Raw genomic sequence first — 26,502 nt, 5'->3', positions numbered from 1 at the left:
AAATAGAGGAAGAAAAGTATGATCCGTTTTGGCGTTGATTTAGGCGGAACCAAAATAGAGTTGGTAGCATTAGACAACGAAGGCAAAGAGCTTTATCGCAAACGAGTGCCTACGCCGAAGGTATATCAAGATACTTTAAATGCTATTGCTCACTTGGTTGCTGACGCAGAGACAACTCTAGGACAAAAAGGCAGTGTTGGGGTTGGTATTCCTGGCGTCATTTCGCCTTTTACAGGCTTGGTTAAAAACGCTAACTCAACATGGATCAACGGTCAGGCGTTAGATAAAGACTTAGGTCAATTGCTAGACAGAGAAATAAGAGTTTCAAACGATGCCAATTGCTTTACCGTTTCAGAAGCTACCGATGGTGCCGCTGCCGGCAAAGCGGTTGTATTTGGGGTTATCATCGGCACAGGCTGCGGTGGTGGCATCGTATTTAATGGCAAAGTTCACAGTGGCGGTAATGGTATTGGCGGTGAATGGGGACATAATCCATTGCCTTGGATGACCGCACAAGAGCACCGCTCCACACAGTGCTTTTGTGGTAATTACGATTGTATCGAAACTTATATAAGCGGCACCGGGTTTATTCGAGACTATCAGCTTCATGCTGATGATGCTACAACTGGCGTAGAGATTATGACTCGCTTTCATCAAGGCGAAGCTTTAGCAATTAAGACCCTTGATTTATACATTGATAGATTAGCAAGATCCTTGGCTCACATGATCAACATGATTGATCCTGACGCCATTGTATTAGGTGGCGGTATGTCAAATATCGATGAAATCTATCAGCGTTTACCTACTATTTTGAATCAATATGTGCTCGGAAAAGAGTGTAATACCCCAATATTGAAAAATAAGTATGGTTGTTCATCAGGAGTTCGTGGCGCGGCTTGGTTGTGGGAAAAATAGAACGTTTATATTCAATAGAGTTTAAGTATAGCGACAATGCTCTAATAGACATTGACTGTTTGAAATAAATTATGTTTATATTCTACGCGCAAACTATACGCAAAACGTATACATAAATGGAAGATGAGAAAAACCAATTAAGACATTGATTTTAAATTAAAATGGTCGGAATGAGAGGATTCGAACCTCCGACCCCTGACACCCCATCAAAACGTAAATTCAACACCTAACCAACTGATTTATATAAATATACCATGAGTACACCTAACCTTAAAAAGCTTAATTTGGTTAATAATTTTAATTTTTTAACCTATATAAATCAGTGAGATGCAAATAGTTTTGCGAGTAGCTTTTTCATGAATGATACAATAACAAAGACGTGAATCCCTGACAAATTTCGATAGTGCACCAAGCGTAAATTAAAATATTTTCAACTACAGCAAGCTATCGACGAATCACTTTTGGTGCACATTTTTTTCCCGCTTAATCATGTAATGCTTCCGTTTGAGTTATGGTGCTAAAATAAAAGTTCCTTATCACCTTCGGATTGAACATGAATCAAGCTGAACAAGAAATCGAGCTTCGAGCTATTGAGTTCGCCAAGAAAAATAGAACTCGAATTGGCAGAGAATTAAGCGACAGCAAAAAGTTTCCTGCCGATGAGCAGCCTGTTTCAATCTTTATGTGTGGCTCTCCTGGAGCTGGAAAAACAGAAGCCTCTAAAGTTTTTTTAGAAGCCTTTGCAGATACAAGCATCATTCGCTTAGATCCGGATGAACTAAGAGGTTACTTCGAGGATTACACTGGAAGCAATTCTTATCTTTTCCAAAAAGGTGTCAGTTTTATTGTTGAACGCACTCTGGATTTCATCTTTAAAAATAATCAAAGCTTTGTATTGGATGGCACATTCTCTAATTTTGATATTGCCTGTAAAAACATTGATCGTTCATTGAACCGTGAACGTTCTGTGCTCATTATTTTTGTATATCAAGAACCGTTGTTAGCTTGGAAATTTGTTCAAGCCAGAGAAAAAGTAGAAGGAAGAAGAATTAAGCCAGAAACCTTTATTGAGCAATTTTTCGGCTCTCAAGCAGTGATCCGCCGAGTAAAAGCTAAGTACGATGACGCTGTAAAGGTAGATTTATTATTAAAAAATACTGACGGTAGCCCCCGAGAGTATAGAGATAACATCGAAAATATAGACGAACATATAGATAAAAAATACTCTCGCAGCGATTTAGAAAGGCTGTTAGACTTATAAAATATAAACTTCAACTGGAGAGAAATTATGACAGCTAAAGCAACAAAATCTGCAAAGTCTTTAACGACTGCTTCTAAGCTTTCGTATTTTGTTAATAGTGCCAGTGTAGAAGAAAAAAAGAAAATTTATGATGTAGTGATGTCAAAGGCAACAAAAATGCAAAACGACATCATTGAACAAGCTAAGCACATATCATAGTTCAATTGTGCCACAGCTTGTGGCATTTTTCTGGGTAATTAATTTTCTGTATATTTCCACTGATTTCAATTCCCCCACATAAATCCTAACCTCACCATAAATCATCTTGCCATTTGCCAAATGGCCAGTTTTACGACAGTGCTCAAATTGGTATTAACAGATTAAAAAATAAGAGTTTTTTATGTTGCTCGCAAAACTCTCGCAAAACATACTGGAAAATATTTTTAAGAGCTATTGGAAGGAAAATATGTAAGTCGTTGATTTAAAGAAAAAATGGTCGGAATGAGAGGATTCGAACCTCCGACCCCTGACACCCCATCACTCGCTCACTGTCATACCTATCTTACTGTATACAAACAAAAAACCTTGGTTTGACCTGCGAGGTAAATTAGGGATTTTGAGTAATTTGAGTCCTTTTAGATACAATGAGTTATATGGGTATCTCGCGCATTTTGGGGTATTTCGAGCCTGCTCACTGACATTTTTGACAGTGTCATTGAGCATAAGAATACTTATTCAAAATCTGTTATCAAATCCAGCCTTAACCAATAAAAGTATAAGCCTTGTACATAGCAAGCTTATCCTTATCCCTCACGACCTCTAACATATTCATCTAGTGCCTTAGATGAGGGCTCAGATATATCAAGCAAGTCCACTGCAACCAAAAGCTTTTGAGCAGCTGATATGGGCGGTTTGTCGGCACGCAGCATCGTCTTAATCTTTCTGTAAGTCACATAATCAATCAAATGAATATAAGTGATAAGGGAAACAATAAAAGCCAGCAGGTACATCGAAAGAAAATAAATATACAACTCCACTTTGTCGGCGCTAACAAGTTGGTCTAGTAAAGAGCAAACACCCAAACCAACTAATGAGAAAAAAGCCAAGCCTAAGTGATAATTATTTTCTAGATTTACAATTTTATTGGCTAAATCAGCACACTGCGCGTTCATATGGGTCATGTTGACACCTCAAATTGAAACTAACAAAACCCAATGGCACCAATACAATGTATAGTGACATGGATTCTGTTGATAGTTTATTTCTCGAAAAGACAACTACAACTAATGACTCTTAACTTAGCTCGCCATTCTAAGTTCAGTATCTTGAGAGATAGAATCAAAAAGCTCATTAATTTGCTTAGCGTTTAAGAACTTGTCTTTGATTAGCCTCTCGCTGATCATATGTAAAGCATCTGAATGACTCTCCAATAGAGCCGTCACTTGCGTCAAACATTGTTGTAGCCAACTGTTAATCTCTTTAGCAATTTCCACTTGAGCATGATTTAATTCAGTGGAAAGCGATAAGCCTGCTTGTTCACTAAGTCCAAATTTCTCAATTGCCATTTTTGCTAAGTGAGTCGCTTTTTGTCTGTCCTGCAAAGAGCCTGCAGAGGTGTCTTTTCCACCGATTTGCTGTTCTGCAGCAATACCTGCTAATAGCACTTGGATACGCTTTTTAATACTTTCAGACGTCATATTATGGAATTTCGGCTCCTCTTTAACACTTACAACTCCCAAGCACTTTTCTCTTGGGATAATTGAAACATGACTGCATATGCTATTTGGGAAAAGTAACTTTTCTGCTAATAAATGCCCTGCTTCGTGATAAGCTACGGCTTTGAAATCATTTTGATTGAACTGTTCATAGGGTAGTTCTTTCCCATAAGCGCTTTCCAATGCTTTCTCTAGCAGTATTTCAGGCACCCAAGCTATATTATTTTCTACCGAATGCATCATCGACTCCCTAATAAGAAGTTCTGCTTTAGCAATCGTGATATCTGTAGCATAAGAAATGAAATCGTCGATTTGCTCATCAGTTATTTCATATCCCATATCGATAACTTTCTTTGCGACATACTTACCCAATAACTCATTCGATGGCAGCTGACACTCTATAACTTTTTCTAACCGTCCCGGACGAAGCAGTGCAGGATCTAATGTTTGATAATGATTTGTCGCCGCTAAAACGAATACTTGTTTTTTATTACCTCTGAATCCGTCTAACCTTGTGAGTAAAGTATTTACAGCTACCTGCATAGTATGTGAACTTTTTGTCCGATCTTGAGCTATCGCATCAATTTCATCTAAATTCAAAATTGCTGGAGAGTACTTTTCCAGCACATCAAACAGATTATTGATATTTTCAATGGTATTCCCAACAAGTAAATCAGCTGCATTTACATTAAAAAAAGTGACATTACATTCACTCGCTAATGCTTTAGCAAGCATGGTCTTCCCCGTACCCGGCAAGCCAGTTAGAATGAATCCTTTTGGTATATCAAAGCCGCAATGGGTTAAAGAGTTTTCAGCTTTCATTGAGTTAACGATTAGCTTTAACCGTTTCTTGATATCATCAAGCCCCACAACATCTGCAAACTTGATATTAGGCACTCCCTCAAAGTTTAGAAAAGGTAGGTCTAAATCAGAACGGTCTAATTCAAAACTGGATGAAAATTGGTGAAAAATAACGTTTACACTAGAGTCAGTTAACTCATACCTAACTGAATACTTAGGTCTTTTACCTCTTGTTACATTTTCATTTATATAGGTAATAAGACTAGAATGCCTATCTAGCATTTTTATTAACTTTTGAAATTGTGATAATGAACGTTCTTTGATCTCGAAATCTCTCTGGATGTTAGCGCTCAAAAAACTGGGGACATTACTCTGGCTTCCCATATGGTCAAAAGTGTAAATGGCTTTATCACTATTGCTAGACAACATATCATCGAGCTGACTTAAACTAACATCCAAACAGTTTCTATCAATAATATATGCATCAGCGGATATCGAAAACGCACTATTCAAGTCATTTATGTCAGCACTATTCACGACAGTATATTGTTCGCTGCGTAATTGAGCTAGCTGCGTATCATTGGACAAGAAAACATACCTACATGACTCAACGCTTTGTTCGTCATCTGAAAACACTTTAATATTTTCAAGCTTTGAATAATCATCTTCATTTTCAATTGCTTTGATAGCTCCAGACGTAATTTTGCCCTCCAATTTTTTAAATTGTGTTTTAATAGCTCTTGGAGTGATCTTGCTTTCTATGGTTTTCAGTACCAATTCGATTTGATTATTGCCCCATAAGAATTGCTCGCAACTCTTAGGTTGAGTATTAATTGCAACTTTAACTAAGTCTTTTGCCAGTAAATCTCTAAATAGAACAATATTTCCAGCTGATAAGCGATTGGCGAACTCCGCAGATAAAGAGCGTTTATTGTCTTTATTTGATAACAACTTCAGCAAATCCAATTTAAGATGGTTACCTATTGACTTACTGGCTTCCTCACCACCTAAGTTGGTTGTAAAAATAAAGTAGCACTGAGAAAAGTCCACAGACTTCATCGTTGTACGATCAACCCCCTTCCCCGTATCAATCAACGTTAACAATGACTGAATCACTGAAGGAGCTGCTTTTTCCACTTCATCAAAAACAATAATGTTGCGAGGATATTTGGATGCAAGAGTAGTAAGCTCACCTAAGCCAGAATCAACGTATTGAGAACCCGATCCCCAAAGCTTCATCACGTCTTTATCGTCAGAATATTGTTCCATGTTAAATACTTTGCATTGATAACCTAACTTGAAGTATTCATTGATAGATTCAAATACTTGATGAGCCAAAAAAGTTTTACCTGTTCCGCTTTGCCCTAAAAAAGTGGATACTCCCATAGGTGAAATTCTATTAGGTTCGCCTTTGAACATGATTGACAATAGATGCTCACATACTGATTCAACGGCTGCACGTTGACCAATAATGTTGCTATACAGTTTGTTAGAAATAGCTTTTATCGAGTGATACTTTTCATAAGGTTCTGGTTTATTGCATTCATGAACAAACTGATAAACTAATTTTAGCTCTGCTGATTCACATTTGAGCGACTCAAGGAAGCTTATCAAGTTACCTTTTTTATCATTACATGAGTCTTTTGAATAAATGATTTTCAATAGACAAACCAGATACTTATCTAGCTCAACATTCTTAGAAAGTAACTCTGACTTTTTGAACCAAGATGTATTGGAACGACTACCAGAGCTGTCATCGAATGTTCTGTCTAACACATGCCTAAACAATGATGATCTTTGCTCGTACACCCTTTTAGGGAATGCAACTGAATAAGTATTTTTGTCGAATAAATAACAAAAAAATTCTAGCCCCTCTCGGCACCCCAGCAAAGCAACTAAAAAATCACTTATTGTAACTTTGCGAGGAATTAAGTGTTCATCTTCATCAGTATTAATGGATAAATCTGGGTTCAGCTCTCGATTTTCTACACCAACTGCACTATTAACCCAATAAAGCTGACTTATTAACGTGGCTGGAATATTTAAAGAATTGTCTTGCTGAATTTCTTTCAATTTTGCTTCAGTACAAAACTCTCGCCAATGATCAGTATCTTCAAGCGTATCACTCTTTGCTTTTTGATATCCCCACTGAAACTTAACATCTTTTACTACTTCATCAGACTCATCGCTCATCTCTGAAGTAGGCTCACAAGACTCCTCTAGCCCAACAATAACACTTATTTCAGACAACTCATTTCTTGTGTTCATCGGATACAAGTATTTTTGTTCAAAGGTAGTCAAAATCGTCTGTAAAAAGTCTTTTGGATTTATAACCGTCACACCCATGCTACGCTGTTGATTGTATGAAAGCTTATCTATCGCTTCTCCAGCGCATTCATTTATTTGAGATATGGTAGCTTTTTCCATCAAACATTTTTCATCCGACAAAGCAATATCAACTGCAGCCAGCAGTATCCCTTCATCAATGGAGTCCGAAACATCGACTGCAATACATACTTGAGCATCTTTAAACCAGTAGAATTGGAGTTTAGTCATGTAACTTGCAGGTAAAACACTCATTGCATGCAACAAAGGAATAGCTATCAAATCATCGAAAAAGCCTTCTTCTATAAGCTCAGGTACTGAAGAAAAATAAGTGGTTAAAATCTTTTTCTTAAGTGATTCTGATAGCATCGTTATCGCTCCAAGTAACATTAAGAGATCAAGTTTTTATTGATTATACGGATGCAAACGACAGTATTTGTCTATACCAAATTTTTTATGGGACAAGGCTCTTATTGTGAACGTTCCGCAAAGCCATACTTCATTTGACTGTTCGTATTAACTAAATCTCGGAGCCACTTCGGAAAACAGTAACATTGGTTATCAAGTTCAATATTTCTTTTGTTACTTGCTGTTATTCCAACAATTTTTAACAAAATAGAAATGGTTACATTTCTGACAAAATTCCGCTTAAAAATTACCTTTTTAGCTTTTTCTCTACTCAACAAGTTTGATATGTCGTTTTGTTATGTTGCATTAGGTTGCATTTCGAAGTGTTTATTCTTTAAAGCATTTACAGCCCGGTCTTGCCATGTAATCTTGCTAGCACGCCATTTTTATCTTGATGCTTCAAGGATATGAGGTGTCTTTCATAAATAGCTCTAGCCCTTACGTTGGGTTTATGTTTGGAGTAGACAATGAAAGTAAATTCACTCAACACAACTGCCATAAATTCGATTCAATCAAGCAGATCTCGGGCGCTGGTCGCCCACCTTATTTTGGTTTCCATTTTACTGCTGACTCCCGAACTCGCCTTTGCCGATCCCATTTCTGAAGGAGTGGATTGGGTAATGCAACTTCTTACCAATGGTATTGCTCGCAGTGCTGCGATTATTGGGATTGCCATTTTGGGTTATTTGGCTTGGTTTGGGCGTATCACTGGTGAGACTTGCGGTAAGTATATCGCCGGAATCGTGCTGGTCTTTGGTGGATCGACTATTGTTGACCTCATTATTTCTGCTGTGAAGTAGAGGGAATAATCATTATGTCCTTTACTGAATTTCGTGATCCCTTATTTGTGGCCGTAACTCGACCAGCGATGAAGTGGGGCGTGACCTTGGACGGCATTATCATTGTTGCTGCTGTTGTTACAGTACTGATGATAGCCACTAAAAATCCCTTTGCTTTATTACTATATTTTCCCCTTCATGCACTGATGTATTCGCTGTGTTTACGTGATCCTTTGATGTTTCGTTTGCTCAAACTATGGATGAATACCAAAGCCAAATCTGTTTGTAGGCGATGCTTGGGCTTCGCCAGTGCCAGTCCTATTGTGAACACCCGAAATAAGGAGAGAATGCTATGAGTGCTGTTGCCATAGAGAAACTCAAAGAGCAGTGGCAGCGAGAAAACTCCGTTGATGAGTTTATTCCTTATCAAGCGCATGTGGATGAACATACGATTAAAACCCATAGCGGTGATTACTTACAGATCATCAAGCTGCAAGGTGTGGCACACGAATCCGCCGATCCTGAGCAAGTGAATTTGTGGAAGGAACAGTTCAACTTAATGCTGCGAAATATCGCTAGCCCTCATGTGTGTTTATGGACACACCTTATTCGTCGTGAATCTAAAGTCGTTCCCAAAGGTGAGTTTAAAACCGATTTTGATAAACAGTTAAATCAAAAATACATTAATAAAATCTGCCAAAGTCAGTTAATGGTGAATGAGCTATATCTGACAGTGATCTATCGTGATACCAATGCGCCGCTTAAATCAAAGTTGAAGCTAAAATCCCTAAGGATTGAACAGTTACTTGCCGAGCAAAAACAAACTATCTCTGCTTTGAATGAGGTCGTTTCTACTGTCTTATCATCAATGGAGAATTATCAGCCCAGAAGATTAGGGATCTACTCTAAGGAAGTCATCAATCAAGATATCATTAAAAAGAAGAAGGTTTTCTACAGCGAATTACTGACGTTATTGGATTATTTAGCTAATGGCGAGTGGCAACCTAGAGCTATCACCACTGCTGATATTGCAAAGTCATTGCCCAGAGCAAGACCATTATTTTCTGATAACACCTTAGCCCTGAAAGGCATTACGCAAACCCGTTTGGGCGCGTGTTTAAGTATCAAGGAGTACCCTGAACACACCGAAGCGGGTTTGCTTAATGCACTTTTATCAGCACCGTTTGAACTGGTACTGACACAAAGTTTTCAGTTTTTATCGAAACCTGTCGCTACTGAGATATTGCTCCGTCAACAAAAAAGACTGACCGCTACAGGGGATTTCGCTCATTCCCAAGTTGATGCCATTGATATTGGCCTTGATGATTTAACCGCTGGGCGCATGGTTTATGGTGAACATCATTTGGTGTTAACCGTATTGACTGACACGACAGAAGCCCTTGATAAGCATTTATCGGCACTAAAGTCTGAGCTTGCCGATCAAGCCATTATTTTGACTAGAGATGATTTATCTATTCAATCAGCGTTCTATTCTCAGCTTCCTGCAAACAGTCGCTTTCGTCCTCGTCCGGCTCGAATATCTTCTCGAAATTTTGCCGGGTTTTGCAGTTTTCATAACTATCCCTCTGGGCAAGTTTACGGCAATCAGTGGGGCGATGCGGTCACAGTATTGCAAACAGCGTCAGGTGCGCCATACTACTTCAACTTTCATGAACCCCACTCTCATCCACAAGAGCAGCGGTTAAACCAAGTCCTCAACGGTCATGAAAGTCGTGAAGCTAAGGAAGACTCGCTCAAGGATGAGCATCACGCTTTAGGTAATACCTTAATTATCGGAACTTCTGGCTCAGGTAAAACCGTACTACAAGGTTTTCTCATTTCCCAAAGTAAGAAGTATCAGCCGACTCAAATCATCTTTGATAAAGACCGTGGTTTAGAGATCTACGTTCGTGCCACTCAAGGGTTATATCTCCCTTTGCAAATGGGTAAACCCACAGGCTTCAATCCGTTTCAGCTTGAACCTACTGCCGACAATATTCTGTTTATTACAGCCTTGATTTCCAAACTATGCGGTGGCGAACTACTGCACCAACATCAACAAGATTTGACTGATGCAGTTAAAGGCGTAATGAGCTTACCTAAACCTCAGCGTCGATTAAGTCGCTGTATGGAGTTTCTTGATCCCGTTGACCCAAATGGTTGTAGCTCAAGGCTACAAAAGTGGTGTTGTGGTGGTGAACTATCCTGGGTTTTAGATAATGAGGTTGATGAGCTATCTATTACCAACCAAACTTTGTTTGGCTTTGATGTGACAGAATTTTTAGACATTGAAGAAATTCGTACTCCCATTGTCATGTACCTGTTTTATCGCATTGAAAAACTCATTGATGGTCGCAAGTTGCAAATCTTTATGGATGAATTTTGGAAACTACTGGCGGATGAATACTTTGAAGATTTAGCCCAAAACAAGCAAAAAGTCATTCGTAAACAAAATGGCATTATGGTCTATGGCACTCAGTCAGTTAAGGATGTTCTTAATTCACCCATAGCTCATACCTTGATTGAGCAATGTGCGACTTTGATTTTAATGCCCAATCCCAAAGCTCGACGTGATGATTATATGGATGGACTCCATTTAACCGAACGTGAATTTGAGCTAATCCGCACTGAACTTCAACCCAATTCCCGCCAATTCATTATCAAGCAAGGCCATGAAAGTGTTGTCGCTAAATTAGACCTAAACGGTTTTGATGATGAACTGTCGGTGATCTCTGGCACCACAGACAAAGTGAACCTGATGTATCAGATAGTGGAAACCGCTGGCAGTGATCCCAAAGACTGGCTCCCTGAATACTTCAATGCCTTGCATGAACAGCGAGGTGAAGTATGAAACGCCTTTCTTTAATAATAGCGCTACTGATGACGCTAACACTGCCATTACCCAGCTTGGCTTTCCCTGTCATTGATATTGCTAATCTGCATCAAAAAATCATTGAAATACGTCACTTACTGGAAGAAATCGATACGCTTAAACAGCAACTCGATACCGCTAAACGCCAACTGAGTAGCATCAACGGTATTACTGGCATGAGTGATGCCATTGATTCTGTTTACGATGTGGCAGTCAAAGTCGATCCCAACCTAACTCTCAAACAACAAGGCTTACACAACAGCGAATGGCTCAAGCTGGGCGGTGACAGTGCAAGTCTGTTTGATGCTATCAATCGCTACCGCGGACGTTGGTTAGGACAAACACAATTATCTCTGCAAGAAACCCAAGTCAGATATGACCAACTCACAAGGCTTATTAACAAGATCACTCAAGCACCAAAACAAAAAGACATTCAAGACTTACAAGCCCGAATTCAAGCGGAAAACGCCATGCTTGCTAATGAGCAAGCCAAACTGCAACTACTGAAAGCTCAAGCGCAAGCCAGTGACGCTTTAGCACAGCAGCGTATCACTCAAATGGCTATTGAGTCGGCTGGTGAATTACACCCGATTAATGTGAATTGGAATTAACCCACCACGGATGGCAGAACCACTCTTATCAAATGAGGACTCTGCATGAAAACCATCAATCTTATTGTCATTTCACTATTCATCAGCTTATTGGCTGGCTGTTCAAAAATGAGCAATCACCATAACCATCAAAGCCAAGCCCATGATGTGGCTTGGTTCAAAACGCATCAGAAAATCTTGATGCAAACCTTAACCCAATGCAGTAACAATCCGGCTAAATTTCGAAAGCATCCAGAATGCATCAACGCTCAGCAAGCGGCGAACGACATTGTGGCAGGTGATCCCGTGCCACCTCGAATCAACTTTGATCATCCCAAAGAGTAATAACAATGGCTGCCACCAGTAATTTGTATCGCAGTATTTTCAGCTTGGTAGATCAAGCCTTGCACAACTATGTGCAACAAGGTTCGGCAAGACTAATTCAATATCTGATCCCCGTATTTACCAGCATGATGATCTTATGGGTGGTGATTTGGGGTTATTCAACGATGTTTGGTCGCAGTCAGGAGCCACTACAAGAAGGCTTTTTTCGAATACTGCGCATTGGATTTATTCTGACCTTGGGGTTAAGCGTTGGTCACTATAACCAAACCGTGGTGCGCTTTTTAAGTGAAACACCTCAATTTCTGGCGGCTGTTGTGTCTGGCACCAAAACTCAAAATGCGGCGCAGCTTTTAGATCACCTTTACGGGCAAATCTTCATTCTTGCCGATAATGCATGGCGACAGGGTGGAGTGATGAATGGCAACTTTGGCATGTACATATTGGCTATGGCGTTGCTCATCATTGGCAGCTGTCTCACCTTGTTAGTTGCCTTCTTTATTTTGCTCAGCAAAGTCATGGTCAGTGTGTTGTTGGCTATAGGTCCGGCTTTCTTTGTTCTACTTTTGTTTCAAGCCACTCAACGCTTTTTTGAAAGCTGGCTGGGAATGGTACTCAACTTTAGTTTCATCTTGCTGCTTGGCGTATCGTCTGGGCAGCTGATGACCACAGTAGCCTCCAAGTATCTAACGCAAATCTCTCACAATCACGCCGCCTTAACCACGCTCAGTGACAGTTCAATGCTGTGTGTGGTGTTAGGGTTGTGCATTTTAGTGATGAAGCAAATACCCGCAATGGCTTCTGCTCTCGGTGGTGGTGTCGCAATTGCGGCTCACGGTGCCATCGCCAACAGCGTTAATGCGATGCGTCCGACTACGCTTCGTAATCAATATCGCAATATCCGACGAGACATGAATTACACCGGGCAAGCGTTGTCCATGCCCATGAAACCTGTGGGCGCAGGTTATCGAGCCTATCAACAACGCTTTAGTAGCAACAGCATTTCGGGAGAATCTGAGCAATGAAGAAATGCCTATCTGTGTGCTTTATCCTACTGCTAACCCACTGCTCTAGTATGCCCAAACCACCCCATTGTAAAGACGATGGTAAAGGCTTGCAGCCTGTGAATGTAAATCCGATAGTGGTTAAGTCTGTTGAGGTACGTCATGGCTGAGCTTGAGCAGCAACTTACTGATAAGCAGTTATTACAGAAATACTTTGCCGAGGCCAGAGGTTGGGATGCTGAGCTCAACGTCAAAATCAAACAATCTGAGCAACGTGCTTGGAAATACTGTTTGTTGCTGGCTTTGATTACCACGCTTTTGGTCGTCAGCCTAATCACCTTAATGCCGCTAAAATCCATCGAACCCTTTGTGATTCGAGTCGATAACAACACAGGTTTTGTGGATGTGGTATCGTCCTTAAGCAGCAAGGGACAAGTCAAACAACAGGCTCAGGAAGTGCTAGATAAATATTTCTTAGCTCAATACCTGCGCCATCGAGAAGGCTACCAGTGGCAAACACGAAGTTATGACCGAAAGCTTATCGGCCTAATGTCTGATGAAAATGTTCAACAAGATTACGGCATACAAACCGATCCCAAATCCAATCCCAATGCGTCCATTAATCTTTATGGGCAATCAGCGCAGCTATTTATCAAGGTTAATGCCATCAGCTTTATCGCTCACGATAAAAGCAATGGGGAATCAACCACAACTGCTTTAGTTCGATATACCAAACGAGTAAAGCAAATTGGTGAAGATCACCCGTTAACCCATTGGGTTGCTACCATCACTTTTACTTACCGTAATGCACCTATGTCGGTATCTGACAGGCAATTGAATCCTCTCGGTTTTCAAGTACTGAGCTATCGCAATGACCAAGCCACAGGAGGGGATTAGGATGAGTAAACTATCTACCTCCCACCGTCGCACCTGCGAAGGCAGGTGCCTAGTGCCTTTGAGACTCAGTATAGGTAAAAGTCACTGGGTGCCCGTCTTCACAGGCATGACGTTAATGCTGTTTTCTTTTACTTCTTTTGCTTTAGAAACACCGCATATCGGCCATTTTGATAAACGAGTACGCCATATCAACTTCAATCCGCAACAAGTGGTGAAGTTAGTTGGCCATTATGGTTTTGCGATCGATATTGCCTTTGCCAACGGAGAAACCATCAAACAGATTGCGATGGGCGACAGTGCTGCATGGAGTGTGACTCCCGTTGATAACCACATTTTTATCAAACCCAAAGCCCAGCTAGCCATCACTAATATGACGGTGCTGACTAATCGTCATGTGTACCAATTTGAGCTCAATGCGTCACTGCTAAAAAACACTAATCAAGCCACAAGCCGTAATATGATGTTTGCGGTGGATTTTATCTATCCCGATGATCTTAAAACTCAGTTACACCAACACAATCAACAGCAGTTACTTGAAGATCAGTTAAGCCTTCACACCTCGCCACAGGTGAATAGCCAGAATTATTTCTATAAAGGTGATAAAGCCTTATTGCCTGTAACGGTCTTTGATGATGGCCGCTTTACTTACCTCAAGTTTAATCCCAAACAAGACTTGCCTGCGGTATATACCGTCAATAGCGACAACAGTGAAAGCTTGGTGAATAGTCATATCAATCCTGACTTTCCCAACACCATAGTGATCAGGCGAGTAGTTAGAAGATTAGTGCTGCGACAAGGCCAATTAGTCTTGTGCTTGTTTAACCAATCCTTTGATGCAGAAAAGCCTGCAAGTTATCAAAAGACACAAATCCCACAAGTAAAGCGCATTGCCAAAAGGCGTGGAGGTTCGCATGGCTGAACAACACACCAACCAAGAGCCAGAGCTTTCCAACAATCCGGTTCCAGAGCTAGGCAACCGAGTTCAAAGTAATACGTGGCTCACCAAAGCAGTAATGTCTGCCATCGCTGCCTTAATGATTGTGCTGTTAGTGGCCATCAATGGCGGTTTTAGCCATGCCCAATCAGACACAGACTCAACCCATCATCATTACACCATTGCTGATCACCTTGGAGCGCCACCTGAGCCAACGAATAAACCTGTTACCAGTATAAAAACAAAACCAAACATTGAGACAAACTCAATCATTCATACTGGGCAATTGGACGAACCCAACTCACCGCAGTTTGGTCATTTAGCTCGTTTAAGTGGCCAGAAAAAAACACTCACTCCACAAAAACGTAAACAGTTAGATGGCTTATTGGTACTCAATAACAGCTCGCAACAGGCTGTTCCAAGAAACATTCAACAACAAGACTCCTTGCCAGACATAAACCAAGAGCAGCCTAATAGCCACTCACTAAACCAACAATTACAAGCCACTAAAATTCAGGGCAGCATCGCTAGTCGAATCATTGATCCCAACTTGTTTATTACCAAAGGCGCATTTCTCGACTGCATTTTAGAAACCGCCATTAGCAGCGACGTAGCAGGCATGACCCGTTGTCAACTCAGCCGTGATATTTACTCTACCAATGGCAAGGTATTGCTGCTCGAAAAAGGCAGTCATATTGTTGGTGAATACCAAGCTGGATTAGAGCAAGGACAAGCTCGAATTTTTGTATTGTGGGATCGCATCGAAACTCCAACGGGTGTGATTTTGGATTTAGCTTCACCGGGAACCGACAGCCTTGGCCGTAGCGGTCATAGTGGTTATGTCGATGGTCATTTTGGACAGCGATTTGGCAGTGCGATGTTACTCAGCTTGATTGGTGATGTCGGAACCTATTACGCCAATAAATCTAAAGGAAATAGCAACACAATCCAATTCGGAGACACCATTGGAGGTACTAAAGATCTCGCTTCTATTGCACTTCAAGACTCGATTCATATCAAACCAACTTTGTATAAAAACCAAGGGGAACACATCAATGTGTTTGTGGCCAGAGACTTAGATTTTAGGAGTGTTTATGAGCTTAAACTTAGCCACTAATCAAAGCCCTAGCTCTGATATCAAAATCGAAGATTGTCGTTCTTTGGCTTTGCTGGAACATTTGAAATTGCTGGCTGCTTATTTGATGCAGCCCAGTGTTACAGAAATTGTTATCAATCAGTCCAAGCAAGTATTAACTGAGTCAAACACAGGTTGGAATAAACATAAATCCAATGCCATTTCATTGGAGTATTGCCAACGCTTAAGCAAATTGATTGCGACCTATTCAGGGCAAAAGTTGGATGCAGCTCACCCCATTTTATCGGCCACACTGCCTCATGGTGAGCGAGTCCAAATCGCCATACCACCTGTGACCTTAATCGGCAAAATCAGCCTGACTATTCGCAAACCATCGAGTGTGGTGTTCAGCTTGGATGATTATCAACAGCAAGGCTATTTCAGTGCTCAGCATATTGAAGTGGATAACCAACATCAAAGCGAACAACAGTTAATAGAACTCAAACAACAAGGTGCCATAGCTGCCTTTTTGAAACTCGCCATTCAGCTTAGAAAGAACATCATCGTCTCTGGTGCCACAGGCTCAGGAAAAACCACATTTCTGCGTTCATTACTGCAACAAGTGCCAAACTCAGAACGCCTAATATCCATAGAAAACGTTGACGAATTGCAGCTGTATAACACTCATACCAATACTGTCAGTCTGTTCTATTCCGCTGGCAATCAAGGCATTGCCAATATCACTCAAAAGCAGTTGTTAGAAGCCAGCTTACGGATGAAACCCGACCGAGTGTTTGTTGCAGAACTCATTCGAGGCGATGAAGCATTCTATTTTCTTCGCAATATTAATTCAGGGCATCCGGGCAGTATCACCACCATGCACGCAGGTAGCCCAAAGCTGGCTATGGAACAACTGATGTTACTGCTAAAAGAAAGCCAAGCGGGGTCGTCATTATCCAGAGAAGACATTAAGCAGCTTTTGAATTTATGTGTAGATGTAATCGTGCAGCTGCAAGTGGTTAATGGCAGGCGCTTTGTCAGCGAAGTGTTCTTTAATCCAAAGGAGGTGAAAGCAGAATGAGCAAACGTGGCTGGATTATTTTATCAAGTATCATTAGCGTGTTAATCGCAAGCCTATGGTTCAGTGGTGTATTGTTCTTGTGGTTTGCCAACCTTAATGTCAAAGAGTCCAGTCCGTTAACCATCTTCAAATACGCTTACTATTTTGGCCATCAACGCATCACTCAGTTCTATCTCATTCTATCCGTCATCATTGGCTTTGCGCCAGTTATTGCCTTTATTGCTAAGAAGCTTAAAACAAAAAAGCAGCCACTGTACGGTGATGCTAAATTTGCCGACACTAAGCAGATCAAGCAAGCTGGACTGTTAGCTAAATCTGGCATTGTCGTGGGCAAAAAACGCTTTGGCTTGTCAGAGCAATATCTACAGTTTGCAGGTCAACAGCATGTATTAATGTCTGCGCCTACCCGAAGCGGTAAAGGTATCGGTGTGGTGATTCCCAACTTACTCAGTTGGCAAGATTCAGTCGTAGTGCTGGATATCAAACAAGAGAATTGGCACACCAGTTCAGGTTTTCGAAAGGCTCACGGTCAGGAGTGTTTTCTGCTTAATCTTGCGCCTAGAAACTACCAAAGCCATCGCTGGAATCCACTGTATTACATCTCTAGTGATCCAAGCTTTCGCATTAACGATATTCAGAAAATTGGGCAAATGCTGTTTCCCAATATCGATAACGAAGCCCCAGTATGGCAAGCCTCAGCTCGATCATTGTGGCTAGGCTTAGTCTTGTACCTAATTGAGTCGCCACCTCTGCCCGTAACTATGGGCGAAGTGTTAAGGCTGCTCACTCAAGGCGATGAATACCTAGCTCAGCAATTAGAGTTGAGATTAGATTCCAATGTCAGCTTATCCAGTCAATGCCTGTTAGCACTCAAAGAATACCTCGATACGCCGGAGCGAACCCGTGGCTCAGTTCGCAAAAGTTTCAGCTCTGCATTAGAGCTGTTTTACAACCCAGTGATTGATGCGGTTACCGCAGGCAATGACTTTGATTTACGCCAAATACGCCAGCAAAAAATGTCGATTTATGTGGGGGTTACGCCTGATGATTTAAGTCGCTTATCACCACTCATCAATTTGTTCTTTCAACAATTGATTGACCTCAACACTCGTGAGCTGCCAGAGCAAAACCCACTACTGAAATACCAAGTGTTACTACTCATGGACGAATTCGCTGCTATCGGCAAAGTCAGCATTTTAAGCAAAGGCATAAGCTATGTAGCGGGTTATGGCTTGCGACTGCTTACCATTATTCAATCGCCAGCACAGCTAAGAGAAATCTATGGTCACGATGGCGCTGAAACCTTAATGGATAACCATGCGCTACAAATCATCTTTGCGCCGAAAAACCCAAAAGTGGCCAGAGAAATCTCCGACAGCCTTGGCACATCCACTATTAACAATCGCAGTCGCAGCCGCCAGTTATCAGGCAAAGGTGGGAAAAGTGAAAATGTCAGCGACCACGGTAGAGCCTTAATGCTGCCACAAGAGTTGATGCAAATGGGCGCTGATAACGCCATTTTGCTTCTCGAAAGTTGCCCTCCTGTACAATGTCAAAAGCTACGTTGGTATCAAGACAAACAGCTAAGTATTCGTGGTAATCATCCAGATAAAAATTACTACGCAACACCAAACATTCCCAAGGTCACACCCAAACAGCATTCAATCACCATCACTCAAATTCGCTGCGCTGAGGATGGCGATACAACAAGTGTTGAGCAATCTGAACCTGACAATAGTGTTGCAGATCAACCGAGCCAAACAGAACCCAAACCTATATATCAAAAAACACCAATGAACGACTTGGTTACTGATTTCAAAAATGTAGTGGGAGATGAAAACTATGAGTAATGAGCAATTGAAACATAAAACCTATTTGGCTGTGGGTTATGACGATAGAGCGCAAGCTCAACAAGAAATTGGCAGACTCAGCAATGGAGTTGCAGGCATTAGCTTTGATGGTGAACAAGGCTTGTGGTTCGCCAAAGCTGGCACTGATAAACGCAAAGTTCAACCTTGGCTGCCCGATCCCAATATGATGAAGCAGCACAGCGATACCGATCCTCTGCTTGAATTTAATAATGTGCTGGAAACCGCAGGCTTTTTACTTAAAGAGCCACCGATGATGGACGGTCAAATTCATCGTGTTGCGACACAGGATGACAAACGAGGTCAAAAAAGTGGAGTCTATGCCGTGTTCAATGATGGCCTCCCTGTTGGCTGGTATCAAGATCACCGCAATCACAGTGAACCACAAAAATGGCATGCCAGCTTTAAACAAGCCAATCCAACCGCAAGGCTTCATCAAAAAGCCCATATGGCCAATATTCGCTATCAACGAGAGCAAAGTCTTAATCAAAAGCAACAACATCACGCCAAACGCTGCGCACAGCTGTATCGGTTATTGCCCTCACCAAGAGGGCAAGAGTATCTTCAGCGCAAACTGGTGCAGGCGTATCCGGGCGTATGTAAGGATAAAAAAGGACGCTTAGTTATTCCTTTGTATGACACAGAGCAGAATATTCATAGCCTACAGCGGATCAGCCCCAATGGTTTTAAATGTCTTAAAAAAGGGGCAAAAAAATCAGGACACTTCTTTGTGGTCGGCGATAGACCACTGAACACTGATGAACCTATTTTGTATGCAGAAGGCTACTCAACAGCTGCGAGTATTGCCGAAGCGACAGGTCGTAGCGTAGTGATGACAGTAGATGCGGGGAATATGCCTAAAGTCGCTGAAAAGATTAGTGCTAAATACCCCAATGCCAAACATCTATTCCTTGCCGACAATGACCATAAAAATCAAATCAATAAAGGCATACAAAAAGCCAGAGAGTCAGCCAACTTAGTCGGTGGGCACTGGCTCACGCCTAAGTTTTCCACAGAACAAATTCAACATGGCTTAACCGACTTTAATGATCTACACATGAGCAGCAGCGTGGTTCGAGTGAAAAAGCAAATCGAAGGCTATATTGAAAGTTGTTGGCCTGAGCTAAAGTATCAAAAGTCAGAGCGGATCTTGTCAAGACTTAACAGCATTATTCCAGAGAAAGTGCCCCCTGAAAAAGCAGAGCAATACACTTCATTCCATGAAACAGATCAAGCTGAATCACCCAGTAATCACAGCTCAGTGGCAGAACCAAAGACACAAGCAAAAACTGAAAAAGACGACACGCAAGATGCACCCAAAACTCACAAAATGCCTATGCCTAAACATCTGTATTTACGTTATGTGACTGTCAATGGTAAAGGCTATTTCCCTCATCGAAATTCAGCAGCACTTGCCTTTATCGACAAAGGCAACAGGCTACAAACACGGCTTGAGCACAGCAAAATCATTATGGATTTATTGGCGATTGCCGAGCATCGAGGTTGGCAACAAGTCAAGCTTCGAGGCAGTCAGAACTTTAAGCGTGAAGCATGGCTGCAAGCTAAAATCAAAGGCATAGAAGTCACAGGCTACAGACCACACCCCTTGGATTATCAACGCTTGGCACAGCAAGGGGGAACCATCAACAAGCCATCCCAACAGGCTCAAGCTCACCAACAAACTCAAATAGTAAAGCCCCAAGCTCAGCCAGCCACTTCACCACCAAAGCAGCAAGCTACCACACAAAACAAACCCCAATCCGCATTAGAACGATTTAAGCAGAGGTTTTCCCCACAAAATTCGATTGCCAAATCCCGTTTTGCACCAAACAAGGAAACCCACTATGAACACCAACTCGAACACTAAACTCGATGAAAAGCTATACCGACTCAATATTCCACAAAACATTGTAGAAGTCACAGCAGCAGAAGCCGAAGAACTAGGCGCATTTGAGGAAGATGCACTATCGGAACAAGACGCATGGGAAGCAGTAGAAGTTGATACTGATGAGGAGTAAACCATGCCAACGAACTCAAAGAACAAAGTCCCGTACCATGAACAAATCGCCAACAAGCTTATTCAGCAACTCAAACAAGGCACCGCACCGTGGCAATTACCTTGGAAACCTGGCGAGCCAAGAATGCCTCACAATCCAGTGAGCGGTACTAAGTACAAAGGTTCAAATGCGATATGGTTAGCTATGCAAGGAAGGCAAGATCCAAGGTGGATGACCTTCAAACAAGCCAATAGCCTCGATGCCAAAGTAATGAAAGGACAACATGGCACTATCGTTCAATACTGGAAGCTGTTCGATAAGGTAGATAAAAATGACAGCAACGGCAAAAAGATCATAGGCTCTGATGGCAAACCCATAAAAGAAACCATCAAGCTAGAAAAGCCCAAAGTCTTCAGTGCTGTTGTCTTTAATGCCGCACAAATTGAAGGCTTACCAGAGCTTGAAATCAAAACGGAACCCGACTGGCAACGCCACGAACGAGCTGAGAAAATCTTAAACAATGTCGGTGTCGCCATTCACCATGATCAATTTGATAATGCTTACTACAGCCCAGTAACCGATAGCATTCATTTACCCACCAAAGCCCAATTTGAAACCGCAGACCGTTATCTGGCGACCATTTTTCATGAGGCAGCCCACAGCACAGGTCATTCTAGCCGACTAGATCGAGATATGACAGGCCGTTTCGGTGATGAATCCTACGCCAAAGAAGAACTCAGAGCCGAAATTGCCTCACTCATGATCGGCGACGAACTGCAAATAGGCCACGACTTCGGGCAACATGCCGCTTATATTGATGCGTGGGTTGAGGTTTTAAAGGATGATCCTAAAGAAATATTAAGAGCTTCAAGGGACGCTGAAAAAATCCAGAGTTATGTGATGTCGCTTGAGCATGAAAATCAAAAAACAACAAATCTCAATAAGCCCATGAATACATCTGTTTCAAAGTTAATTTCAAAACAGAAAGACACTAAAATTGAAAGCGGTATGGAATTATGAGCCGTGCACTTAAGCTAAACATGACAAAGACTGTAGCTTCATTAGATGTAGACGTGAAAGTGTGAGCTGTGAAAGATGGCCTGTTCAATAAACCAGACCACGTTGCTTTCTGTCATGACATTTAGTTAGCGTGACATTCCAGTTTTTCAACTAACTTCAATTTAGCTCTTTTCTTATCTTCAGCCTCAAGAGCTTTAAATTTTCGGATATCTTTTAATATTGAATTATAAGAAAAAAATGTACACATAACTTCATCTACAACTCTGTCTTCGATATCTGTATATTTTTTATCTTCATAAAGACCCCATACACTGGAGCCGCATTCAAACCTTTTCCCCTGTTGATATTTATTCAATATGTCATTTTTTGCTTTTGGGTATAAATAGTCACTCTTACAATTGAACGATACTAATGCTAATTGCGATAAATCTAGTACCCTGAGTTCATTTTGAAAAATAAAAGCATCCGAATTTGAAAGAATATTATAACGTTTGAAAAGCTCAAAAAGGACAGGAACATCTGAAGATGTAATTCCAATACCACATAACACTGATGAATGCCTACCTTGATGAGATTTCCTAACTAGCTCTGATTCTCTTTTAATAAACCTAAAAATATCAACTAATAGTTCTCTTTCAGAATTATAATTCCAAATCCAAAAGGACTTAACCTCGCTTCTATTTTTGTGATCAGTTTGAACAAAGTTTACTTGAGGGTTTACAGACAAAAACGAGCCCCCAATAAGTGTATTTTTTTTATCCCAAGGATTGTAATTTAAACCTACATCTTTTCGATTACATTCAGGAACATAAAACTCAAGATCAAAAAAGATAGTGCGACAATTCCATGGTCTAAGCTTTACAAAACTCATTACTTCCCCTTTTGGTTAGGGTTTTGTTGCTTACCACGATTACCATGAACTTGGTCATATTGGCGATTAGTACCAGAAGAACCTTTGTTTCCATTTTTCATGTTTGAGCTATTATCTTGAGGCTTGATAGTAAGTGTATTCATTTCTATATCCTTTAAATTATTTCTCGGCCAATCAACATGATTGGTTATCAAGAGTTAAAGTTGTTCTCCAAAGTTACCTTTGTTCGAACGAGATACAGATTGAATGAGTGCACTGCACTCACAACCCCAAAAAATTAAATATTTTCTAAAAGATGATCAAAATCTACAGCCTCTTGATACTCAGAAGCAATAAGCAATTGATACTTATTGATAACTTCGTTTGTCGAACGGATTGAAAGAGAGGTTTGATAAGCAAGCTCCAAATCACCACTAAGGTAATGCATCATCATTTTTTCTCCTTGAGAAATTGCAGCGCTTTGCATGAGTATGCCCTGAACCAAACTTGAACCAGACAATATAGGTAATTGTTCAAATGGATTTGGAAGCTGTACTTCATCTAGCGGATTATTAGAGAATAGTATCTCAACCAATCGGCAACTTTTGTCTGCAGATAAACTAATACCAATAGCTGATTGCCTATCAATCAAGAGCATTTGAATAAACTCTGCTGCCAGTGTGCGCTTTTTTCTCTCGACAAAAATATCTTTCACTTTTTTTGTGTCTGCGAAGATACACTGCAGAATCACTGCATTATGCAGTTTTATCAAACTAGCATAAGGTACTAGGATATTGTACTTATCACTGTATTCGATTTTTTCTCGAACAACATTTAAAAAGTTCTTTGCTGGACTCGACTTCGGAAATCGAGCTAACGGATAAACAAGATCTTTTAATGCCTTGTTTTCCGATAGCTCAACACCGAATAGCTTGTTTATTGCTTGCGGTAGCGATAGATTATCCATGTCAGATTTTACAAGATTGCTTCAAGATATTTTTCTCAGAAAGACGATCTCTTTCATCATAAAATTTTGCAATAAATTTAGCTCGCTCGAACCAGTCGGAACGACAATTATGAGCCTTAGAGTACTCTGCAATAACTCCTAAACAATAACCTGCCCGGAGAGACTCAGATAAAGAAGTTGTTTGCGCTGCAAGTAATCGTCTTTCATTTTTATTTTTCTGAATATTCACCAGTTCATGACAGCCTTCAATCAGAGACATTTTGGGCTCCTTTGCCTGAACGCTAGCAATCAACATGTTGGTCATTAATGCACTAAACAGCAGAGTTTTTATCAGCTTCATTTACTTCTTCCTTGGTAGATTGTTCTCTTGTATCTTTTGGTTTTGTATCTTGTTCAGGTTTGGACTCAGAAGTGTTTTGCGTCTTCGCTACGTCTGCTGACTCTTCAACTTCTTCATTGTTAACCTCATCATCAACAATAAGTTTTTGGCTTGGTACCGAGATATAAAGGCTGAATAAAAAGATGGCCATCAAAATTAGTTGAAGACGGTGCTCTTGCGTTTGGAAGTACAGCTCTAGATTTTCTTTTGCACCTTGAATATCACTCAGTAAAATTAGGCTAACCATTGACCAACCCAGTAAAACGAATATACCAAACCAAAAGAATGGAGTTGCATAAGTTCTCCAACTGGAAACACTGGTAATTGATGAGTAAATGAATAATCGGCAAACTAAGATTACTGCTAACACAATAAAGCCAATTTCAGCATTAGAAAGTTCAGCCAAACCTTCTCCGTATTCACTAATCCCAATCAGCCCTTTTCGTACTAGTAAAAAACTCACTATTGCAATGACCGCCATTAATAAGAATTTAATTGATTTAGCTAGAATTCGGCTAAGACCCCAGTCAAGCTGAATGAATACACCTTTGATGAGCATTCCCCAAGATAAATTATCTTTTGAGGGGTGATTTGAATTACCTTCCATAGAAAAGATCCCTAATTACAACAAGGTGTATATTATATATGCGGAGATACATAACGTCTGTTTGCAATTTAGCCAACTAATTATTTTTATCGTTGAAGTTACAATAGACGACAATTATTAAGATGATGTCTTCAGACCTTTATAACTTTTTTAGTCACTAAATCCCCCTCAAAGAACCATACTGTTTTAGTATTTCTCACACAAAAAGAACTCCATATGGTAAAGTTAGATTTCCAAAACAGGAAAGCGCTGCAGCCAAGGATAATACTGCAAAGTAATGGATTACAACGTTAAGGAGTATATGTGAACAAGCTGTATCACATCTTAAAAGCCGAAGAGCTTTATCAGTTCAACCTTCATGATCATTATCAGCCCAAGTCTTTAAAACAAGTTGGCTTTATCCATCTCGCTTACGAACATCAAATCCAGAAAGTCATAAAAGCTTTCTTCAAAGGTTCAGATGAAGTCTATTTGCTAGAAATTGAAAAAGACTTGATCCGAAACCATATAAAAGACAAAGCGTCGGTGGATTTAGGTGATGATGAAAAGTACCCACATTTATATCAAGCACTACCTAAGTTTGCGGTTAGAAATATTGCGCATCTAGAACTAAAATATCAGAGTTATTAAACATAAAATTTCTGTAATCAAGGATGTGAATGCATGTTAGTATCTTCTGATAATCAATTGCCACTCCCGTTTATGATTTATCTAGATACAGCTGCTTCTTACCCTGTTTTACCCGAAGTTCAACAAGCACTTATTGATGCTTTTAAGCTTTCTTTTGCTAACTCGGCATCGAGTCACAAATTGGGTGTTGAAGTCTCAGATAAAATACAGCGTGTTAGAGAGCAAATTGCAGATGAAATCGGGGCGTATCCAAGTGAGATAGTGTTTACGAGTGGTGCCACGGAGTCAAATAACATAGCGTTTAAAAGCCTGTTGTTTGGGGGAAGTGTTCCAAGCAATAAAAAGCACATTATTACCTCACAAATTGAGCATAAATGTATCTTTGCAATTTGTTCGTATCTTGAAACTCAAGGGTTTGAAATTACTTTTATCAAGCCAAATGAGAATGGGATCATCACTGCAGAAGCGGTTTCTAAATCATTGCGTGAGGATACTGCTATGGTTTCAATCATGCATGCTAATAATGAGCTTGGCACGCTCAATCCGATTGCCGAAATTGGAGAGCTATGTTTTTCAAAAGGTGTTTTGTTTCATAGTGATTGCGCTCAGAGTTTTATGAAAGAAGAGATTGATGTTGATGATATGAATATTGATGTTCTTTCGTTGTCGGCGCACAAAATTGCTGGACCAAAAGGAATTGGAGCTGTCTACATTCGTGATTTACGAAAAAAGCACTTACAGCCTGTCATTCATGGAGCAGGACAAGAAGATGGTTTAAGAGGTGGAACCGTCGCTGCGCCATTAATCATTGGTTTTGGTAAAGCGGTTGAGTTATTCCCACAATACTATAGCGATTTCAAAAAGACTGAAGCAAAAGACTATTTAATTGATAAGCTAGATTCAAATGACATTCGTTTTTCTATCAATGGTAACTCGACCACATTACCAAGCTGTATGTCACTCACTCTTCATGACACAAACACTTCCCTGTTGATCAGACAGCAAGATGATCAATTTTGTATTGCCCAAGGCTCTGCTTGTACCTCTAAAACGATTGAACCTTCTCATGTATTAACTGCGCTAGGTATGCCGAGGGAGCAGGCAGATAAAACATTTAGAGTAAGTTTTCCTCTAGATATTACTCGTGATGAGATTTCTACTTTTGTTGAGGCTATAAAAAAAGCGACAATTTAGTCGCTTTTCAAG

General features: G+C 40.6%; 26 protein-coding genes. 19 read left to right on the top strand and 7 right to left on the bottom strand.

Annotated elements, in window-relative coordinates:
• Nucleotides 1-18: 18 nt before the first annotated feature.
• The 3 genes from mak to AC1EU0_RS10820 all read left to right on the top strand — a co-directional run bounded on the left by mak (nucleotide 19) and on the right by AC1EU0_RS10820 (nucleotide 2,374).
• On the top strand, nucleotides 19-915 hold the full coding sequence (gene mak, locus AC1EU0_RS10830) for a fructokinase (RefSeq protein ID WP_480302418.1): 897 nt from the start codon (nucleotides 19-21) through the stop codon (nucleotides 913-915).
• Nucleotides 916-1,468: 553 nt separating this feature from the next.
• Nucleotides 1,469-2,176, top strand: a complete 708-nt coding sequence (locus AC1EU0_RS10825; RefSeq protein WP_480302417.1) for a zeta toxin family protein — start codon at nucleotides 1,469-1,471, stop codon at nucleotides 2,174-2,176.
• A 27-nt stretch (nucleotides 2,177-2,203) separates the two neighbouring features.
• Nucleotides 2,204-2,374: a hypothetical protein gene (locus AC1EU0_RS10820; RefSeq protein ID WP_480302416.1), complete on the top strand. Its 171-nt coding sequence runs from the start codon at nucleotides 2,204-2,206 to the stop codon at nucleotides 2,372-2,374.
• A 584-nt stretch (nucleotides 2,375-2,958) separates the two neighbouring features.
• Here AC1EU0_RS10820 and AC1EU0_RS10815 read toward each other — a convergent pair.
• Complete coding sequence (locus AC1EU0_RS10815) at nucleotides 2,959-3,336, bottom strand: hypothetical protein (RefSeq protein ID WP_480302415.1); 378 nt, start codon at nucleotides 3,334-3,336, stop codon at nucleotides 2,959-2,961.
• Nucleotides 3,337-3,453: 117 nt separating this feature from the next.
• Entirely contained in the window at nucleotides 3,454-7,365 is a 3,912-nt protein-coding gene (locus AC1EU0_RS10810; RefSeq protein WP_480302414.1) for an AAA family ATPase, read from the bottom strand.
• Nucleotides 7,366-7,871: 506 nt separating this feature from the next.
• Here AC1EU0_RS10810 and AC1EU0_RS10805 point away from each other — a divergent pair.
• The 14 genes from AC1EU0_RS10805 to AC1EU0_RS10740 all read left to right on the top strand — a co-directional run bounded on the left by AC1EU0_RS10805 (nucleotide 7,872) and on the right by AC1EU0_RS10740 (nucleotide 21,863).
• Nucleotides 7,872-8,204, top strand: coding sequence for a TrbC/VirB2 family protein (locus AC1EU0_RS10805; RefSeq protein WP_480302413.1), 333 nt, complete (start codon nucleotides 7,872-7,874; stop codon nucleotides 8,202-8,204).
• Nucleotides 8,205-8,218: 14 nt separating this feature from the next.
• Nucleotides 8,219-8,539 carry a VirB3 family type IV secretion system protein gene (locus tag AC1EU0_RS10800; RefSeq protein ID WP_480302412.1) on the top strand — a complete coding sequence of 107 codons (321 nt, stop codon included), beginning with the start codon at nucleotides 8,219-8,221 and terminating at the stop codon, nucleotides 8,537-8,539.
• Nucleotides 8,536-11,034, top strand: coding sequence for a VirB4 family type IV secretion/conjugal transfer ATPase (locus AC1EU0_RS10795; protein WP_480302411.1), 2,499 nt, complete (start codon nucleotides 8,536-8,538; stop codon nucleotides 11,032-11,034). Before AC1EU0_RS10800 ends, AC1EU0_RS10795 begins: the two co-directional genes overlap by 4 nt.
• On the top strand, nucleotides 11,031-11,666 hold the full coding sequence (locus AC1EU0_RS10790) for a type IV secretion system protein (RefSeq protein WP_480302410.1): 636 nt from the start codon (nucleotides 11,031-11,033) through the stop codon (nucleotides 11,664-11,666). The genes AC1EU0_RS10795 and AC1EU0_RS10790 overlap by 4 nt, the downstream gene beginning before the upstream one ends.
• A 45-nt stretch (nucleotides 11,667-11,711) precedes the next feature.
• Nucleotides 11,712-11,990: an EexN family lipoprotein gene (locus AC1EU0_RS10785; protein ID WP_480302409.1), complete on the top strand. Its 279-nt coding sequence runs from the start codon at nucleotides 11,712-11,714 to the stop codon at nucleotides 11,988-11,990.
• Nucleotides 11,991-11,995: 5 nt separating this feature from the next.
• A complete protein-coding gene (locus tag AC1EU0_RS10780) occupies nucleotides 11,996-13,012 on the top strand; it encodes a TrbL/VirB6 family protein (RefSeq protein WP_480302408.1) in 1,017 nt (338 codons plus the stop codon).
• Between the two features lie 141 nt (nucleotides 13,013-13,153).
• Nucleotides 13,154-13,888 carry a VirB8 family type IV secretion system protein gene (locus AC1EU0_RS10775; protein WP_480302407.1) on the top strand — a complete coding sequence of 245 codons (735 nt, stop codon included), beginning with the start codon at nucleotides 13,154-13,156 and terminating at the stop codon, nucleotides 13,886-13,888.
• A 1-nt stretch (nucleotide 13,889) separates the two neighbouring features.
• Nucleotides 13,890-14,807, top strand: coding sequence for a P-type conjugative transfer protein VirB9 (virB9, locus tag AC1EU0_RS10770; protein WP_480302406.1), 918 nt, complete (start codon nucleotides 13,890-13,892; stop codon nucleotides 14,805-14,807).
• Nucleotides 14,800-15,939: a type IV secretion system protein VirB10 gene (gene virB10 / locus AC1EU0_RS10765; protein WP_480302405.1), complete on the top strand. Its 1,140-nt coding sequence runs from the start codon at nucleotides 14,800-14,802 to the stop codon at nucleotides 15,937-15,939. The genes virB9 and virB10 overlap by 8 nt, the downstream gene beginning before the upstream one ends.
• Entirely contained in the window at nucleotides 15,917-16,978 is a 1,062-nt protein-coding gene (gene virB11, locus AC1EU0_RS10760) for a P-type DNA transfer ATPase VirB11 (RefSeq protein ID WP_480302404.1), read from the top strand. Before virB10 ends, virB11 begins: the two co-directional genes overlap by 23 nt.
• The gene (locus tag AC1EU0_RS10755; RefSeq protein ID WP_480302403.1) at nucleotides 16,975-18,828 is read left to right on the top strand and encodes a type IV secretory system conjugative DNA transfer family protein; all 1,854 of its coding nucleotides are present in this window, start codon (nucleotides 16,975-16,977) and stop codon (nucleotides 18,826-18,828) included. Before virB11 ends, AC1EU0_RS10755 begins: the two co-directional genes overlap by 4 nt.
• Nucleotides 18,821-20,713, top strand: a complete 1,893-nt coding sequence (locus AC1EU0_RS10750) for an LPD7 domain-containing protein (RefSeq protein WP_480302402.1) — start codon at nucleotides 18,821-18,823, stop codon at nucleotides 20,711-20,713. The genes AC1EU0_RS10755 and AC1EU0_RS10750 overlap by 8 nt, the downstream gene beginning before the upstream one ends.
• Complete coding sequence (locus AC1EU0_RS10745) at nucleotides 20,691-20,864, top strand: hypothetical protein (protein WP_480302401.1); 174 nt, start codon at nucleotides 20,691-20,693, stop codon at nucleotides 20,862-20,864. The genes AC1EU0_RS10750 and AC1EU0_RS10745 overlap by 23 nt, the downstream gene beginning before the upstream one ends.
• 3 nt (nucleotides 20,865-20,867) lie before the next feature.
• Complete coding sequence (locus AC1EU0_RS10740; protein WP_480302400.1) at nucleotides 20,868-21,863, top strand: ArdC family protein; 996 nt, start codon at nucleotides 20,868-20,870, stop codon at nucleotides 21,861-21,863.
• 121 nt (nucleotides 21,864-21,984) lie between these two features.
• On the opposite strand, the gene AC1EU0_RS10735 is transcribed toward AC1EU0_RS10740, so the two are convergent.
• The 5 genes from AC1EU0_RS10735 to AC1EU0_RS10715 all read right to left on the bottom strand — a co-directional run bounded on the left by AC1EU0_RS10735 (nucleotide 21,985) and on the right by AC1EU0_RS10715 (nucleotide 24,666).
• The gene (locus tag AC1EU0_RS10735; RefSeq protein WP_480302399.1) at nucleotides 21,985-22,734 is read right to left on the bottom strand and encodes a hypothetical protein; all 750 of its coding nucleotides are present in this window, start codon (nucleotides 22,732-22,734) and stop codon (nucleotides 21,985-21,987) included.
• Nucleotides 22,734-22,877, bottom strand: a complete 144-nt coding sequence (locus tag AC1EU0_RS10730) for a hypothetical protein (protein ID WP_170308347.1) — start codon at nucleotides 22,875-22,877, stop codon at nucleotides 22,734-22,736. The genes AC1EU0_RS10735 and AC1EU0_RS10730 overlap by 1 nt, the downstream gene beginning before the upstream one ends.
• 134 nt (nucleotides 22,878-23,011) lie before the next feature.
• Nucleotides 23,012-23,680, bottom strand: coding sequence for a hypothetical protein (locus AC1EU0_RS10725; protein WP_480302398.1), 669 nt, complete (start codon nucleotides 23,678-23,680; stop codon nucleotides 23,012-23,014).
• 1 nt (nucleotide 23,681) lies between these two features.
• A complete protein-coding gene (locus tag AC1EU0_RS10720; RefSeq protein WP_480302397.1) occupies nucleotides 23,682-24,020 on the bottom strand; it encodes a hypothetical protein in 339 nt (112 codons plus the stop codon).
• On the bottom strand, nucleotides 23,992-24,666 hold the full coding sequence (locus AC1EU0_RS10715) for a hypothetical protein (protein ID WP_480302396.1): 675 nt from the start codon (nucleotides 24,664-24,666) through the stop codon (nucleotides 23,992-23,994). Before AC1EU0_RS10715 ends, AC1EU0_RS10720 begins: the two co-directional genes overlap by 29 nt.
• A gap of 303 nt (nucleotides 24,667-24,969) precedes the next feature.
• Between AC1EU0_RS10715 and AC1EU0_RS10710 the strand changes: the two genes are divergently transcribed.
• Entirely contained in the window at nucleotides 24,970-25,296 is a 327-nt protein-coding gene (locus tag AC1EU0_RS10710) for a DUF952 domain-containing protein (RefSeq protein WP_480302395.1), read from the top strand.
• Nucleotides 25,297-25,329: 33 nt separating this feature from the next.
• Complete coding sequence (locus AC1EU0_RS10705) at nucleotides 25,330-26,490, top strand: cysteine desulfurase family protein (RefSeq protein WP_480302394.1); 1,161 nt, start codon at nucleotides 25,330-25,332, stop codon at nucleotides 26,488-26,490.
• The last annotated feature ends 12 nt before the right edge of the window (nucleotides 26,491-26,502 follow it).

The sequence above is a fragment of the Parashewanella sp. 2210YD4-3 genome (assembly GCF_056591735.1).
This window is presented reverse-complemented; position numbering and strand designations above follow the sequence as displayed.